This window comes from Streptomyces sp. NPDC110618, from assembly GCF_055657065.1.
Map to the genome: position 1 here is coordinate 33717 of NZ_JBVKBN010000005.1, position 14476 is coordinate 48192.

Annotated in this window: 15 protein-coding genes and 1 riboswitch; of the genes, 7 read left to right on the plus strand and 8 right to left on the minus strand. The window is 71.0% G+C overall.

Translation table 11 applies throughout. From position 1 onward, the window contains the following. Nucleotides 1–29 precede the first annotated feature (29 nt). The 4 genes from macS to ACZ7L7_RS11255 all read left to right on the plus strand — a co-directional run bounded on the left by macS (nt 30) and on the right by ACZ7L7_RS11255 (nt 4125). Nucleotides 30–1241 carry a MacS family sensor histidine kinase gene (gene macS, locus ACZ7L7_RS11240; RefSeq protein WP_471428174.1) on the plus strand — a complete coding sequence of 404 codons (1212 nt, stop codon included), beginning with the start codon at nt 30–32 and terminating at the stop codon, nt 1239–1241. Continuing rightward, the gene (locus ACZ7L7_RS11245; protein WP_285513096.1) at nt 1238–1921 is read left to right on the plus strand and encodes a response regulator; all 684 of its coding nucleotides are present in this window, start codon (nt 1238–1240) and stop codon (nt 1919–1921) included. Before macS ends, ACZ7L7_RS11245 begins: the two co-directional genes overlap by 4 nt. Nucleotides 1922–2028: 107 nt before the next feature. Further along, complete coding sequence (locus tag ACZ7L7_RS11250; RefSeq protein WP_472075631.1) at nt 2029–3057, plus strand: 6-phosphofructokinase; 1029 nt, start codon at nt 2029–2031, stop codon at nt 3055–3057. 72 nt (nt 3058–3129) lie between these two features. Then, the gene (locus ACZ7L7_RS11255; RefSeq protein ID WP_453604544.1) at nt 3130–4125 is read left to right on the plus strand and encodes a 2-hydroxyacid dehydrogenase; all 996 of its coding nucleotides are present in this window, start codon (nt 3130–3132) and stop codon (nt 4123–4125) included. Here ACZ7L7_RS11255 and ACZ7L7_RS11260 read toward each other — a convergent pair. Together ACZ7L7_RS11260 and ACZ7L7_RS11265 are read right to left on the minus strand one after the other, a co-directional pair. Continuing rightward, a complete protein-coding gene (locus tag ACZ7L7_RS11260) occupies nt 4077–5957 on the minus strand; it encodes an anthranilate synthase family protein (protein WP_285513099.1) in 1881 nt (626 codons plus the stop codon). The two genes, ACZ7L7_RS11255 and ACZ7L7_RS11260, sit on opposite strands and share 49 nt — an antisense overlap. Nucleotides 5958–6061: 104 nt before the next feature. Further along, nucleotides 6062–6118: a trp operon leader peptide gene (locus ACZ7L7_RS11265; protein ID WP_071528813.1), complete on the minus strand. Its 57-nt coding sequence runs from the start codon at nt 6116–6118 to the stop codon at nt 6062–6064. 96 nt (nt 6119–6214) lie between these two features. Between ACZ7L7_RS11265 and ACZ7L7_RS11270 the strand changes: the two genes are divergently transcribed. Together ACZ7L7_RS11270 and ACZ7L7_RS11275 are read left to right on the plus strand one after the other, a co-directional pair. After that, nucleotides 6215–7567, plus strand: coding sequence for a class II 3-deoxy-7-phosphoheptulonate synthase (locus ACZ7L7_RS11270; RefSeq protein ID WP_285513100.1), 1353 nt, complete (start codon nt 6215–6217; stop codon nt 7565–7567). Between the two features lie 145 nt (nt 7568–7712). Next, nucleotides 7713–7946 (plus strand): (2Fe-2S)-binding protein, encoded by a 234-nt coding sequence (locus tag ACZ7L7_RS11275; protein WP_285513101.1) that lies wholly within the window; start codon nt 7713–7715, stop codon nt 7944–7946. Nucleotides 7947–7965: 19 nt separating this feature from the next. On the opposite strand, the gene bfr is transcribed toward ACZ7L7_RS11275, so the two are convergent. Then, complete coding sequence (gene bfr / locus ACZ7L7_RS11280; protein WP_285513102.1) at nt 7966–8442, minus strand: bacterioferritin; 477 nt, start codon at nt 8440–8442, stop codon at nt 7966–7968. Between the two features lie 187 nt (nt 8443–8629). Between bfr and ACZ7L7_RS11285 the strand changes: the two genes are divergently transcribed. After that, a complete protein-coding gene (locus ACZ7L7_RS11285) occupies nt 8630–9262 on the plus strand; it encodes a sulfite oxidase-like oxidoreductase (RefSeq protein WP_285513103.1) in 633 nt (210 codons plus the stop codon). A gap of 7 nt (nt 9263–9269) precedes the next feature. Here the strand turns inward: ACZ7L7_RS11285 and ACZ7L7_RS11290 are convergent, their stop codons facing one another. From ACZ7L7_RS11290 to thiO, 5 genes are all read right to left on the minus strand, one after another. Further along, complete coding sequence (locus ACZ7L7_RS11290; RefSeq protein WP_472075634.1) at nt 9270–10127, minus strand: deoxyribonuclease IV; 858 nt, start codon at nt 10125–10127, stop codon at nt 9270–9272. 17 nt (nt 10128–10144) lie between these two features. Further along, nucleotides 10145–12082, minus strand: coding sequence for a Stk1 family PASTA domain-containing Ser/Thr kinase (pknB, locus tag ACZ7L7_RS11295; RefSeq protein WP_472075636.1), 1938 nt, complete (start codon nt 12080–12082; stop codon nt 10145–10147). Between the two features lie 94 nt (nt 12083–12176). After that, the gene (locus tag ACZ7L7_RS11300; RefSeq protein ID WP_285513106.1) at nt 12177–12971 is read right to left on the minus strand and encodes a thiazole synthase; all 795 of its coding nucleotides are present in this window, start codon (nt 12969–12971) and stop codon (nt 12177–12179) included. 3 nt (nt 12972–12974) lie between these two features. Beyond that, on the minus strand, nt 12975–13175 hold the full coding sequence (gene thiS, locus ACZ7L7_RS11305; RefSeq protein WP_093718548.1) for a sulfur carrier protein ThiS: 201 nt from the start codon (nt 13173–13175) through the stop codon (nt 12975–12977). Beyond that, on the minus strand, nt 13172–14329 hold the full coding sequence (gene thiO, locus ACZ7L7_RS11310; protein WP_285513107.1) for a glycine oxidase ThiO: 1158 nt from the start codon (nt 14327–14329) through the stop codon (nt 13172–13174). The genes thiS and thiO overlap by 4 nt, the downstream gene beginning before the upstream one ends. Further along, nucleotides 14327–14438, minus strand: a riboswitch (TPP riboswitch). (Overlaps the previous gene by 3 nt.) Nucleotides 14439–14476 lie beyond the last annotated feature (38 nt).

Here is a 14476-nt window from a genome sequence, read left to right on the forward strand (position 1 = left end):
GGCGCGGTCCGGTTCGGGGGGTGGGGGAGATGGCCAAGCGCGAGCGAGTGCTGAGAATGTCCGTGGAGCAGCCGCTGTGGCGTGCGCTCCGCGGCTACCGCGTCCTCACCCTCCTGTACGCGATAGGCCTGTTCATCAGCGCCTACGAGCACTTCGCCCGCCCCTGGGCGGCCATCGCCTACTACGCCGTACTGGCCGTGTGGACGCTCGCCACCCTGCCCAAGGTCGCGGGCGCCGCCGCCTGCACCAAGCGCTTCCTCGCCGCCGACCTGACCATCGCGCTCTTCGGCATCCTGTTCACCAGGTTCGCCGACTCCGCCGCGCACATCGAGTCCGGCGCCCCCACCCTGCCGTCGATATGGACCGCCGGTTCCGTCCTGGCCTTCGCCATCAAGGGCGGCTGGCGCTGGGCCGCCTTCGCCTCCACGCTGGTCGCCGCCGCCAACCTGGCCTACCGCGGCTCCCCGACCCGCGACACCGTCCACGCCGTGATCCTCGTCTGGGTCGCCTCCATCGCCATCGGCTACGTCGTCGAGGTCGCCCGCGCCTCCGAGCGCACCCTCGCCCGCGCCCTGGAGATCGAGGCCGCCACCCGCGAACGCGAGCGGCTCGCCCGGGACATCCATGACAGCGTGCTCCAGGTGCTCGCGATGGTGCAGCGGCGCGGCGCGGTCATCGGCGGCGAGGCGGCCGAGCTGGGCCGGCTGGCCGGCGAGCAGGAGGTCGCCCTGCGCACCCTGGTCTCCGGCGGCCTCACCCCCGTCTCCTGGGTCTCCACGGACGCCTCCGAAGGCGCCCTGGTCCGGGCCGTCGAGGACGAACCCGACGACGACCGGCCGCTCGACCTGCGCGGACTGCTCTCCCGCTACGCGGGCTCCCGTGTCAGCCTCGCCGAACCCGGCGCGCCCGTGGAACTGCCCCCGGCCGCGGCACGCGAGCTGGCCGCGGCTGTCGGCGCCGCCCTGGACAATGTGCGGGAGCACGCGGGCGAACAGGCCCGCGCGTGGATCCTGGTCGAGGACGAGCCCGACGAGGTCGTCATCACCGTCCGGGACGACGGCCCCGGCATCCCCGAGGGGCGCCTGGCGCAGGCCGAGAGCGAGGGGCGGCTCGGGGTCGCGCTGTCGATCCGGGGGAGGCTGCGCGACATCGGGGGCAGCGCCGAGCTGATCTCGGTGCCAGGCCAGGGCACGGAAGTCGAACTGAAAGTACCGAAGCAGAAGTCCCGGGGGACGCGATGAGCGAGCAGCAGACCGGCCCGATCAAGGTCATGGTGGTCGACGACCACCCCATGTGGCGCGACGCCGTGGCCCGCGACCTGTCCGAGTCCGGGTTCGAGGTGGTCGCCACCGCGGGCGACGGCGAACAGGCCGTGCGCCGCGCCAAGGCCGCGGGCCCCGACGTGCTCGTCCTCGACCTCAACCTGCCCGCCAAGCCCGGCGTCCAGGTCTGCAAGGAACTCGTCGCCCACAACCCGGCCCTGCGCGTCCTGGTGCTCTCCGCCAGCGGCGAGCACGCCGATGTCCTGGAGGCCGTGAAGTCCGGCGCCACCGGCTACCTGCTGAAGTCGGCCTCCACCGAGGAGCTGCTGGACGCGGTGCGCCGTACCGCCGTCGGCGACCCCGTGTTCACCCCCGGCCTCGCCGGGCTGGTGCTCGGCGAGTACCGTCGCCTGGCCGCCGAACCCGCGCCCGCCGACCGGGATTCCGGCCAGCCGGGCGCCCCGCAGCTCACCGAGCGCGAGACCGAGGTGCTGCGCCTGGTCGCCAAGGGCCTGAGCTACAAGCAGATCGCCGAACGCCTCGTCATCTCCCACCGCACCGTGCAGAACCACGTCCAGAACACCCTCGGCAAGCTCCAACTGCACAACCGTGTCGAACTCGTGCGGTACGCCATAGAGCGCGGGCTTGACGACGCGTAAACCAACCGCCTGCCGATTCACCGGAATTGCCTGTCCTGACCCTCGCTGTGTGACCTGGATCACTACTAGCGTTGCCTCATCAGCAACCGCGGCGAAGGGATATTTCCATGCGGGTCGGAGTACTCACCGGAGGCGGCGACTGCCCCGGGCTCAACGCCGTCATCCGGGCCGTCGTCCGCAAGGGCGTACAGGAGTACGGCTACGAATTCACCGGATTCAGGGACGGCTGGCGCGGTCCCCTCGACGGCGACACCGTACGGCTCGACATCCCCGCGGTGCGCGGCATCCTGCCCCGCGGCGGCACCATCCTGGGTTCCTCGCGCACCAACCCGCTCAAGCACGACAACGGCATCCGGCGGATCAAGGAGAATCTCGCCAAGCAGGAGGTCGACGCGCTCATCACCATCGGCGGCGAGGACACCCTCGGGGTGGCCGCGAAGCTGTCCGACGAGTACGGCGTGCCCTGCGTGGGCGTGCCGAAGACCATCGACAACGACCTGTCCGCCACCGACTACACCTTCGGCTTCGACACCGCCGTCGGTATCGCGATGGAGGCCATCGACCGGCTGCACACCACCGCCGAGTCCCATATGCGGGTCCTGGTGGTGGAGGTGATGGGCCGTCACGCCGGCTGGATCGCCCTGCACTCCGGCCTCGCGGGCGGCGCCAACGTCATCCTCATCCCCGAGCAGCGCTTCGACCTGGAGAAGGTGTGCGGGTGGGTGACCTCCCGCTTCAAGGCGTCCTACGCGCCCATCGTGGTCGTCGCCGAGGGCGCCATGCCCCGGGACGGCGACATGGTGCTCAAGGACGAGTCGCTGGACTCCTTCGGGCATGTGCGGCTGTCGGGCGTCGGCGAGTGGCTGGCCAAGGAGATCGAGAGGCGCACCGGCAAGGAGGCCCGGACCACCGTTCTCGGCCATGTGCAGCGCGGCGGCACGCCCAGCGCCTTCGACCGCTGGCTCGCCACCCGCTTCGGACTGCACGCCATCGAGGCGGTCCGTGACGGCGACTTCGGCACGATGGTCGCCCTGCGCGGCACGGACATCGTCCGCGTCCCGATCGGCGAGGCGACGGCGAAGCTGAAGACGGTGGACCCGGCGCTGTACGAGGAGGTCGGCGTCTTCTTCGGCTGACCGGCACCACCCCGCACCCCGGGGTTATGGGCCGTATATTCGGCCCATAACCCACCAGCAGCGGGAGCAGCCTTGGAGATCCTCGCCTTCGGTGTCCAGGCGGACGAGAAGCCCCTGATCGAGCGGGCCTTCGCCGGTCACCACGACGTCCGCTGCCTGGATGTCTTCCTCAACGAGGACACCGCGCCCATCGCGGCCGGCCACGAGATCATCTCCAGCAGCGTCAACGCCGACCTCGGCGCCCGGGTCCTGGAGATCCTCGCCGCGGGCGGCACCCGGATGGTCGCCCAGCGCTCCACCGGCTTCAACAACATCGACCTCGACGTCGCCGAACGGCTCGGCATGACGGTCGCCCGGGTCTCGTACTACTCGCCGTACTCGGTCGCCGAGTTCGCCTGGACCCTCGCCATGGCCGTCAATCGCCGTATCGTGCGCGCCTCCATCCGCACCCGGGACTTCGACTTCCGGCTCGACGGGCTGATGGGCCGCGACCTGCACGGCCGCACCGCGGGCGTCATCGGCACCGGGAAGATCGGCGAGGCGTTCGCCCGCATCGCCCACGGCTTCGGCATGAAGCTGCTCGGCTGGGACGTCGCCGAGAACCCGGCCTGCCGGGAACTCGGCATGTCCTACGTCCCCAAGGAGCGGCTCCTCGCCGAGTCCGACCTGATCTCCCTGCACGTTCCGCTGCTGCCCTCGACCCAGAACCTGATCGACGCCGCCGCCCTGAAGACGATGCGCGACGACGCGATCCTGGTGAACTCCAGCCGCGGCGGCCTGATCGACACCGCGGCCCTCGTCACCGAACTGCGCGCCGGCCGCTTCACCGGCGTCGGCCTCGACGTGTACGAGGCGGAGGCGGGCCTGTTCTTCCTCGACAAGTCCCTGGAGGCGATCGAGGACGACACCCTGGCCCGCCTGATGACGTTCCCGAACGTCCTGGTCACCTCCCACCAGGCGTACTACACCGAGGACGCCGTCGGCCAGATCGTGGCGACCACCGTGGAGAACGTCCTCGACTACACGGCGGGCCGCCGCTCGGAGAACGTACTGGTGCCGCGGAGCTGACCCACCAGCTCCCGGACGATCGCGGCACCGTTCAGCGTCAGCACCGACTCGGGGTGGAACTGCACCCCGGCGAACCCGGGCCCGCGCATCGCGTGCACCTCGCCGGAGGCGCTCCGGCTCACCTCGACGCCGTGCGCGGCCAGCTCCGCGGCCGCCTCGTCGTCGCAGCGGGCCACGAAGCTGTTGTAGAAGCCCACCGTCTCCGGGCGCCCGAACAGGTCGACCGTCGTCTGGGCGCCCTGGTAGGGCACCTCCTTGCGGACGATCTCCAGGCCCAGTTCGACCGCGATCAGCTCGTGCCCCAGGCACACCCCGAGCACGCCGTGCCGGTGGTGCCGGATCACCTCGGCGGTCAGCCCGCGCAGGAACCGCATCTTCGGGTCGGACGTGTCGGAGGGATCACCGGGGCCGGGGCCGAGGACGACCGGGCCCCCGTGCCCGAGGACGGCGTCCCGCAGCCGCGGCTCGTCGTAGCGGCGGACGGTCACCTCAAGCCCGGCCGACCGCAGTACGTGCGCGAGCATCGCGGTGAAGGTGTCCTCGCCGTCCACGACCAGGGCGTGCCCGGTCAGCTCGGCGGACCGCTCCTGCATCCGCAGCCAGAACGGGGCGAGCGAGGCCCGGCGCCCGTCGAGCGCGGCACGCACGCGTGGATCGTCGGCCAGCCTCGGCCGTACGGCCTCCTCGCGCGGCCGGCGCGCGGTCACGCCCAGCGCCGCCAGCACCCCCGCCGCCTTCGCGTGGGTCTCGGCGACCTCGCTCGCCGGGTCCGAGCCGCGCACCAGGGTCGCGCCGACCGGGACGCGCAGCCGGCCGTCCGCGTCGATGTCGGCGGTGCGGATGAGGATGGGGGAGTCCAGTGTCTGGGCGCCGCCGGAGTCCCGGCCGAGCAGGGCCAGGGCGCCCGCGTAGTATCCGCGCCCGCCCACCTCGTGCCGCTCGATCACCCGGCAGGCGTTCTGCACGGGCGACCCGGTCACGGTGGCCGCGAACATCGTCTCCCGCAGCACGTCCCGCGCGTCCAGCGAGGACTTCCCGCGCAGCTCGTACTCGGTGTGCGCGAGGTGCGCCATCTCCTTCAGCCGGGGGCCGACGACGACTCCGCCCATGTCGCCGACGGTGCACATCATCTTCAGCTCCTCGTCGACGACCATCGACAGCTCCTCGATCTCCTTGCCGTCGGCGAGGAAGTCGAGCAGATGCTCGGGGGTCGGGCCCTCGGCGGGGTAGCGGTAGGTCCCGCTGATCGGGTTCATCACGACGGTGCCGCCGGACATCCGCACATGCACCTCGGGGCTCGCCCCGACCAGGGTCCGCTCCCCGGTGTGCACGACGAACGTCCAGTACGCGCCCCGCTCCCCTTCCAGCAGCCGCCGGAACAGCGCGAGCGCGTCGGCGCGGCCGAACCCCGGGATGCCGCCCTCGTACGTCCGCCGGATCACGAAGTTCGCGCCCTCGCCCCGCCCGATCTCCTCGTCCAGCACCCGCCCGACGATCCGCGCGTACTCCTCGTCACCGACGTCGAAGCCGCCGCCCTCGACGCGCACCTCGTGCGCGGGGAGCTGGTCGAGGGCGTCGGCGAGCGGAAGGGTGTCCGACTCCTCGGGGGTCAGCACCGTCAGCGGGGTGCCGTCGTCGCGCACGTCGAAGCCGCGCTCGCGGATCTGCCGGAACGGCACCAGCGCGAGCCCCTCGTCGGGCAGGTCGGCGAGCCGGTCACGGGTGGACACCGGCCCGAGGAACACCTCCACGGTGTTCTCGTCGTGCCCGGGCGTGCGGCGGCGCAGCAGGGCGAAGGGGCGGGGGTCGTCGAGCAGGCCGAGCAGGTTCATGGGGTCCGTACTCCTAGTCAGGGAGGTGTCTGGAGAGGAACGGACCCCGGAAACGCCGAAGGCCGCCCCTCGGGCGGCCTTCGCGAAGTCTTGCGTACGCGCAGTCAGTGGGCCGCCGGATGAGCGGTCCACCACCAGTTCTGGGTCGAGTGCGCGAACATGCGGTGCACCTTACCCGATGTCCGCGTGTTGTACCTCGTGTCTCAATTGCTGGGCATGGGGCTGGACGCCCGACACGACCCCGTAATGTTGAGGGCGTGACCGTGAACGCTAAGACCAGCGCGAGCGCTGGCAACACCTGGCGAAACCTGCCCGCGGCGCAGCAGCCCGAGTACCCCGACACCGAGGCTCTGCGCGCAGTGATCGCGGACCTTGAGTCGTATCCGCCGCTCGTCTTCGCGGGCGAGTGCGACCAGCTGCGCGCCCGGATGGCGGCCGTCGCCAAGGGAGAGGCGTTCCTCCTCCAGGGCGGCGACTGCGCCGAGGCGTTCGACGCGGTGTCCGCGGACCAGATCCGCAACAAATTGAAGACCTTGTTGCAGATGGGCGCCGTGCTCACGTACGCCGCATCCGTCCCCGTCGTGAAGGTCGGGCGGATCGCCGGGCAGTACTCCAAGCCGCGCTCCAAGCCGACCGAGACCCGCGACGGCGTCACCCTGCCGACCTACCGCGGCGACTCCGTCAACGGCTTCGACTTCACCGAGGCGGCCCGCGTCCCGGACCCCGAGCGGCTGAAGCGGATGTACAACGCGTCCGCCTCCACGCTCAACCTGGTGCGCGCCTTCACCACCGGCGGCTACGCCGACCTGCGCCAGGTGCACGCCTGGAACCAGGACTTCGTGAAGTCGTCCCCGTCGGGCCAGCGCTACGAGCAGCTCGCCCGTGAGATCGACAACGCGCTCAACTTCATGCACGCCTGCGGGGCCGACCCGGAGGAGTTCAAGACGGTCGAGTTCTACTCCTCGCACGAGGCGCTGCTGCTGGACTACGAGTCCGCCCTGACCAGGGTCGACTCGCGCACCGGGCAGCTGTACGACGTCTCCGCGCACATGGTGTGGATCGGTGAGCGCACCCGGCAGCTGGACCACGCGCACATCGAGTTCGCCTCGAAGATCCGCAACCCGATCGGGATCAAGCTCGGCCCGACGACGACGGCCGAGGAGGCGCTGCAGTACATCGAGCGCCTGGACCCGGAGCGCGAGCCGGGCCGGCTGACCTTCATCGTCCGGATGGGCGCCGACAAGATCCGGGACAAGCTCCCCGAGCTGGTCGAGAAGGTCACCGCCTCCGGTGCCACGGTGGCCTGGGTGACCGACCCGATGCACGGCAACACCTTCGAGGCGGCCTCCGGCCACAAGACCCGCCGTTTCGACGACGTGCTCGACGAGGTCAAGGGCTTCTTCGAGGTGCACAAGTCGCTCGGCACGCACCCGGGCGGCATCCACGTCGAGCTCACCGGTGACGATGTCACCGAGTGCGTGGGCGGCGGCGACGAGATCTTCGTCGACGATCTGCACCAGCGTTACGAGACGGCCTGCGACCCGCGTCTGAACCGCAGCCAGTCGCTTGACCTGGCGTTCCTGGTCGCGGAGATGTACAGGGACCAGTAACCGGTTCGGTTGGTGCAGCCACCTGCCTGGGGCGCGGATCACATGCGATCCGCGCCCCTCAGCTCTTTTGCGGTTCCGGCGAGCCGGGTAAGGTTAGGTTAGCCTCACCGATCAAGGGGATGGCACATCGATCCCGGACGGGGAGGTGAACCGCGTGTACGTCTGCAGTTGCTTCGGAGTCACCGAGCAGCAGGTCAAGCAGCACGCGCAGGACGGTGCCTGCACCCCCCGTCAGATAGCCTCCGCCTGCAAGGCGGGTACGGACTGCGGATCGTGCGTACGCCGGATCCAGGCCCTGCTGGGCCGGGGCGCCTGCCCCCGCCGTGAGCTGGCCGACCAGGGCAAGCCGGTCCTGACGAACCTGGCCGACGCGGCCTGAGGCGCATCCCGGCGGATTATCAGCTCGGCTGTTCGATCTGCTGCGCGATGTAGAGCGCCTCGCCGAGCTTGTCGATCAGCTCCAGCTGGGTGTCCAGGTAGTCGATGTGGTGCTCCTCGTCCTCCAGGATCGACTCGAAGAGGTTCGCGGACGTGATGTCGCCCTTGGCGCGCATCACCTCGATCCCGCGCTTGAGGCGGTCGATCGCCTCCACCTCCACCTGCCGGTCGGCCTGGAACATCTCCGTGACGGTCTGCCCGACCCGGACGTGGAACAGCCGCTGGTAGTTCGGCAGCCCGTCCAGCATCAGAATGCGTTCGGTGATCTTGTCCGCGTGCTTCATCTCGTCGATGGACTCTTCACGCGTGTACTTGGCGAGCTTGGTCCAGCCGTTGTTGTCCTGGATCCGGTAGTGCAGCCAGTACTGGTTGATCGCCGTCAGCTCGCCGGTGAGCTGCTCGTTCAGGAACTCGATGACCTCGGGGTCGCCCTGCATCGCAGAGGCTCCTTCCAGAAGAACGGGGGGAACTGGCAGGTTGCGCCGCATCCTTGCACCGGCACTGAAGATCGTCCAGTAAGTCTGGGCTTAGTAAGTAAGGGCATGCTTACCGCTGTTTGCCTGCTTTGACCGCTTTGGGCTTTCGTGGTCAAGGGCACTGCCCGAGGTCTGTCAGGATGGAGACATGGGTCAGCCGGTGGAGAGCGAATCTGGAGGGGCGGTACAGCCGGAGCTCCCGCCGGGGCAGCGCCTGCAGCGCGGCTGGCCGGTCACCCATTACGGGCCGGTGCCCAAGTTCCGCCCCGAGCGCTGGGAGTTCCGGGTCTTCGGCGCCACCGCCGACGGCGAGAAGCACTGCTGGAACCACGAGGAGTTCACGGCCCTGCCGTACACCACGGTCGTGGCCGATCTGCACTGCGTGACGAAGTTCTCCATGGTGGGCGCCGAGTGGGGCGGCATTCCCGCGCGGACCATCCTGGAGATCGCCCCGCCCGACCCCGCCGTCACCCATGTGATGGTGTGGGCCGAGTACGGCTTCAGCTCCAATCTGCGGCTGGCGGACTTCACCGCCGAGGGCACCATCTTCGCCACCCACAAGGACGGCGAGCTGCTCACCGCCGAGCACGGCTTCCCGCTCCGCCTCGTGGTGCCGCACCTGTACGCCTGGAAGGGCCCCAAATGGGTCCGCGGCGTGGAGTACATGACCGCCGACCGCCGCGGCTTCTGGGAGGAGCGCGGCTACCACAACGTCGGCGACCCCTGGAAGGAACAGCGCTACTCCTACCAGGAGGCACCGGGGGACGGCCCCGAGCTGTGACCGCCTCTCAGCCGTCCCTGAGCTTCTTCAGCCGCGCCACGTCCGCCGCGTGCCCCTCCTTGCCGCCGGGCGTCTCGATGATCAGTGGTACGCCCTCGGTGGCCGGATGGGTCATCAGTGCCCGGAACGGGTCCTCGCCGATGTGACCGGCACCGATATTGGCGTGCCGGTCCTTGTGGGCGCCGACCACGTCCTTGGAGTCGTTGGCGTGGATGAGCTTCAGGCGGCCCTCGCCGACCGTCTCCACCAGCAGGTCCAGGGTCTGGTGCATACCGTGCGGGCCGGTCAGGTCGTGCCCGGCGGCGAAGATGTGGCAGGTGTCCAGACAGACGCCCAGCTTGGGGTGGGCGTCCAGGGCCTCGAAGTACGGGCCGAAGTCCCAGGTCCGCGAGCAGAGCGAGGAGCCCTGTCCGGCGGTGGACTCCAGCAGCAGGAACGGGTCGTCGTCGTGGGTCAGCTCGTCCAGCAGCGGCAGCATGTGCTCCCGTACCTGCTTCAGCGCCACCGCGCGGTCCCGGCCGCCGGTCGCGCTGCCCGTGTGCACGACCACGCCGAGCGCCCCGATCTCCCGCCCCCGCCGCAGCGAGTGCCGCATCGACTCCACCGACCGCTCCACGGTGGCCTCGGTGTGCGAGCCGAAGTTGATCAGGTACGGGGCATGCACGTACGCCGGTATCGACCCCTGCGCGCAGGCCGCGCGGAACTCCTCGTCCTGGCGCGGGTTGCCCGCCGGGGTGGCCCAGCCGCGCGGGTTGGCGACGAAGACCTGCACGGTCTCCGCCTTCAGCTCACGGGCGTAGGCCAGGCCGACGCGGTTCAGTCCGCCGGCCACGGGGACGTGGCCGCCGACGGGGTTGCGGTTCATCGGTCGTGCCCGTCCCGTCACCTGATCTTGATGGTGATCGTCGAGCCCTTCGGCGCGGTCTCGCCGCCCTCCACGGACTGGCTCTCCACGGTGTCACCGAACAGGCCCAGCAGTCCGCGGTCCTCGTCGACCTCGAAGCCCGCGGCCTCCAGCTCGGCCTTGGCGTCGTCGACCTTGTCCCCGACGACGTCCGGGACCTCGACCATCTCCGGTCCCTTGGACACGGTCAGCGTCACCGTGTCGCCGGATACGGCCTGGCTGCCGGCCTCCGGGGTCTGCGCGGCGACCTCGCCCTTGTCGAACTCGGCGGAGGTCACCTGCTCGTCGGCGACCTTCACCTTCAGACCGGCCTCCTCCAGCTCCTCCCTGGCGTCCTGAAGGCTCTCGCCGGTGACATCGGGCACGTCGACCGGCCGGCCCTTGCTGACCACCAGGGCGACGGCGGAGCCCGAGCGGCGCTCGGTACCGGCCTCAGGGGTCGTCGAGACGACGAAGCCCCGGGGGACGGAGTCGCTGAACTCGCGCGTCACCATGCCCGGTTCCAGGCCCTCGGCGGTGAGCCGCTCGCGCGCCTTGTCCAGGCTGTAGCCCTCCACGTCGGGGACCTTCACCACCTGCGGGCCCTTGGAGACGACCAGGTTCACCGAGGAGTTCTGCCGGATGCGGCTGCCGACCTCAGGGTCGGTGCTGATGACCCGGCCCCGCTTGATCGTGTCGCTGAAGGCGCGCTCGACCTCACCGACCTCCAGACCGGCATCCGCCAGCCGGTCCTTCGCCTTGGCCTCCGGCTGGCTCAGCAGCGCCGGGACCCGGGTGAACTGGCCGGAGTTGATGTACCAGACGCCCACACCGACGCCGAGCAGCAGCAGGACCCCGACGACCGCGGCGAGCGGGCCGCGGGCCAGTCCGCGGCGCGGCCGGGACGGCGGAGGTGGCGGCGGGACCTCGAAGCGGCTGGTGCGGTGGACGAGGGCCGGGTCCTCCTCGGCCTCGTTGACCGGCAGCGGGCGCGGCACGGTCAGCGAACGCGGGATGACGCTGGTGCGGTCCTCGGCGTTGTCGTGCTCGGCGGACAGCGCCTGCGGCGGCAGCGCGTCGAGCTGCTCCTCGCTGAGCGCGGCGCGGGCCTCGCGGGCCTCGGCGAGCAGGGCGACGGCGTCGTGCGGACGGACGCCGGGGGTGCGGGCGGTGGCCGAGGCGACCAGCGCGTCCAGTGCGTAGGCCAGGCCCGGGACGACGGCGGAGGGCGGCGGGACGTCCTCGTGCAGATGCTTGTAGAGCACGATCGCGGGGGAGTCCCCGTCGTGCGGCTTCTCGCCGGTGAGCATCTCGTAGAGCACGACACCGCACGCGTACACGTCCACGCGGGCGTCGGCGGCACCCGGCTGGTCGATCTGCTCGGGGGCGAGGTAGGAGACGGTGCCGAGGACGGCGCCGGTGGTGTTGGTGACGGAGTCCACCGAGCGCACCAGACCGAAGTCGGCGACCTTGACCCGGCCGTCGTCCCCTATGAGGACGTTCTCGGGCTTCATGTCCCGGTGGACGAAACCGGCCCGGTGGGCGGCGCCGAGCGCGGCGAGTACCGGCTCCAGGATGTCCAGGGCGGCCCGCGGCTGCAGCGCGCCCCGCTCGCGCAGGACGTCGCGCAGGGTGCAGCCGGCGATGTACTCCATGGCGAGGTAGACGTACGACCCGTCGGTGCCCTGGTCGAAGACCTGCACGACGTTGGGGTGCGCGAGCCGGGCGACCGACTTGGCCTCCCGGATGAACCGGTCGACGAACGTGGCGTCGGCGGCGAGGCCGGGGTGCATCACCTTCAGCGCGAGCACGCGGTCGAGCCGGGTGTCCACGGCGCGGTAGACCGTGGCCATCCCCCCGACGGCGATCCGCGCCTCGACGCGATAACGTCCGTCGAGCACCTGCCCGACCAGCGGGTCCTGAAGGGTCGTATCCACGCAGGCGAGTGTACGAGCCATGGCTGACAGGACTGCCGTCCCGTCGGGAACAGGGGCGGTACTGAAGCCGACCTGTGACGCAACCCACGGTTGTTCAGAACGCGGGGCGCTCCGGGTCGAGGACCGCTCTGCCGTCGACCGGTGAGGACGCCTGGGCGAAGTGGCGCTTGGGGATACGGCCCGCGCGGTGGGCGAGGCGGCCCGCCTCGACCGCGTGCCGCATCGCGTCGGCCATCAGCACCGGCTCCTTGGCCCTGGTCACGGCCGAGGCGAGCATCACACCCGCGCACCCCAGTTCCATGGCGAGCGTCACGTCCGAGGCGGTACCGGCGCCCGCGTCCAGGATGACCGGCACGCGCGCGTGCTCGACGATCAGCTGGAAGTTGTGCGGGTTGCGGATACCGAGCCCGGAGCCGATGGGGGAGCCCAGCGGCATGATCGCCGCGCAGCCGACGTCCTCCAGCTTGCGGGCCAGGACCGGGTCGTCGTTGGTGTACGGCAGCACGGTGAAGCCGTCGTCGACGAGGGTCTCGGCGGCGTCCAGCAGTTCGACCGGGTCGGGCAGCAGGGTCCGTTCGTCGGCGATGACCTCCAGCTTGATGAGGTCGGTGCCGAGGGCCTCGCGCGCGAGGCGGGCGGTGAGGACGGCCTCCCCGGCGGTGAAGCAGCCCGCCGTGTTGGGCAGGACGCGGATGCCGAGCTTGTCCAGCACCGACAGGACCGAGCCGTGCACCGAGGGGTCCACCCGGCGCATCGCGACCGTGGTCAGCTCCGTGCCGGACGCCGCCAGCGCCCGCTCCAGCACCTCCAGGCTCGGAGCGCCGCCGGTGCCCATGATCAGCCGGGAGGACAGGGTCGTTCCGGCGAGGACGAAGGGATCGTCGGCCATGGGTCAGCCTCCTTGGACAGCGGTCAGGACCTCGACACGGTCCCCCTCGGAGAGGGGCGTGACGGGCCACTGCGCGCGCGGGACGACGGTCTCGTTGAGGGCGGCGGCCACACCGGAGGGCGCCGCGGTGAGGGACTTCACGAGCGCGTCGAGAGCCGTGCCCGGCTCGATCCGACGCGGCTCGCCGTTGACCGAGATGTTCATACGGGCTGCTCCGTGAGTGCGAACCGCTTGGGGCTGAACGGACGGGCCTCCTCGGTGAGTTCACCGGTGGCCAGGGCGTGCGCGAGGGCGTCGCCGGTGACCGGGGTGAGCAGCACGCCGTTGCGGTAGTGGCCGGTGGCCAGCAGCAGGCCGTCGAGTTCGGTCGGGCCGAGCAGCGGGGCGTTGTCGGGGGAGCCGGGGCGCAGGCCCGCGCGGGTCTCGGTGAGCGGCAGTTCGGTGATGCCGGGGACGAGCTCGTGGGCGTCGCGCAGCAGCTCGTAGACGCCGCCCGCGGTCACCGTGGTGTCCCAGCCCTGCTCCTCGCTGGTGGCGCCGACGACCAGTTCGCCGTTCTCCCGGGGCACCAGGTAGACCTGGCTGCCGCGGACCATGGCGCGCACGGTGCGGCTGAGGAACGGCGCGTGGCGGCGCGGCACGGACAGCCGCAGCACCTGGCCCTTGACGGGCCGTACCGGGGGCAGGACGTCCTTCGGAACGCCGTTGAGCTGTCCGCTGAGGCTGCCGGTGGCGAGGACCACCTGGCCCGCGGAGAGCAGGGTTCCTTCCTCGGTCACGCATCCCGCGGCCCGGCCGTGGGCGACGGCCAGGCCGGTCGCCCACACCCGGTGGAAGACCACGCCCGCCCGCTCGCAGGCGGTCACCAGGGCCTTCGCCAGGCGGCGCGGGTCGATCTGGTGGTCGCCGTCCACCCGGAGCCCGCCGCGCACACCCGGCGCCAGCATCGGCTCCAGGCGGCGGCAGTCCCGGCCGGACAGCCACTCCGAGTCCAGGCCCGACTCCCGTTGCAGGGCGTGCAGTTCACGCAGGTGGGCCCTGTCGTCGGCGTCGAGGGCGACCGCGAGCGTGCCGCACTGGCGGTAGCCGACGTCCACTCCGGTGACCTCCGTCAGCTCGGCCGCGAAGGCCGGATAGCGGCGGGCCGAGGCGAGGTTGAGGCCGAGCAGGGTCTGCTCGCCGTAGTGCAGTTCGGTGACGGCGGCGAGCATGCCAGCCGCCACCTGGGCGGCGCCGCCGCCCGGTTCGGGGTCCACCACGGCGGTGCTGAAACCGCGCTGTGCAGCCCGCCACGCGGTGACCAGGCCGATGATTCCGCCCCCGAGGACGAGGACGTCTGACGAACGCGTAGGCGACATGGGCGTCCAGCCCCTCCCTTCGCCGGCATGACCCGGATCAGGTTCGTACGGTCGGAGGCCGCCAGCCTCCCTCTCAGCCCGGTGCGTCCGGGCTCCCGCGAGTGCTTGTACGTTGGCCACCCTAGCCGCTCGTTCCGCGCCTTTTGT

Bases quoted from the DNA above. Each gene is read 5' to 3' on its own strand.
- macS (WP_471428174.1), top strand. From the start codon at position 30: ATGGCCAAGCGCGAGCGAGTGCTGAGAATGTCCGTGGAGCAGCCGCTG.
- ACZ7L7_RS11245 (WP_285513096.1), top strand. From the start codon at position 1,238: ATGAGCGAGCAGCAGACCGGCCCGATCAAGGTCATGGTGGTCGACGAC.
- ACZ7L7_RS11250 (WP_472075631.1), top strand. From the start codon at position 2,029: ATGCGGGTCGGAGTACTCACCGGAGGCGGCGACTGCCCCGGGCTCAAC.
- ACZ7L7_RS11260 (WP_285513099.1), bottom strand. From the start codon at position 5,957: ATGAACCTGCTCGGCCTGCTCGACGACCCCCGCCCCTTCGCCCTGCTG.
- bfr (WP_285513102.1), bottom strand. From the start codon at position 8,442: ATGCAGGGCGACCCCGAGGTCATCGAGTTCCTGAACGAGCAGCTCACC.
- ACZ7L7_RS11285 (WP_285513103.1), top strand. From the start codon at position 8,630: ATGGGTCAGCCGGTGGAGAGCGAATCTGGAGGGGCGGTACAGCCGGAG.
- ACZ7L7_RS11290 (WP_472075634.1), bottom strand. From the start codon at position 10,127: ATGAACCGCAACCCCGTCGGCGGCCACGTCCCCGTGGCCGGCGGACTG.
- ACZ7L7_RS11300 (WP_285513106.1), bottom strand. From the start codon at position 12,971: ATGGCCGACGATCCCTTCGTCCTCGCCGGAACGACCCTGTCCTCCCGG.
- thiS (WP_093718548.1), bottom strand. From the start codon at position 13,175: ATGAACATCTCGGTCAACGGCGAGCCGCGTCGGATCGAGCCGGGCACG.
- thiO (WP_285513107.1), bottom strand. From the start codon at position 14,329: ATGTCGCCTACGCGTTCGTCAGACGTCCTCGTCCTCGGGGGCGGAATC.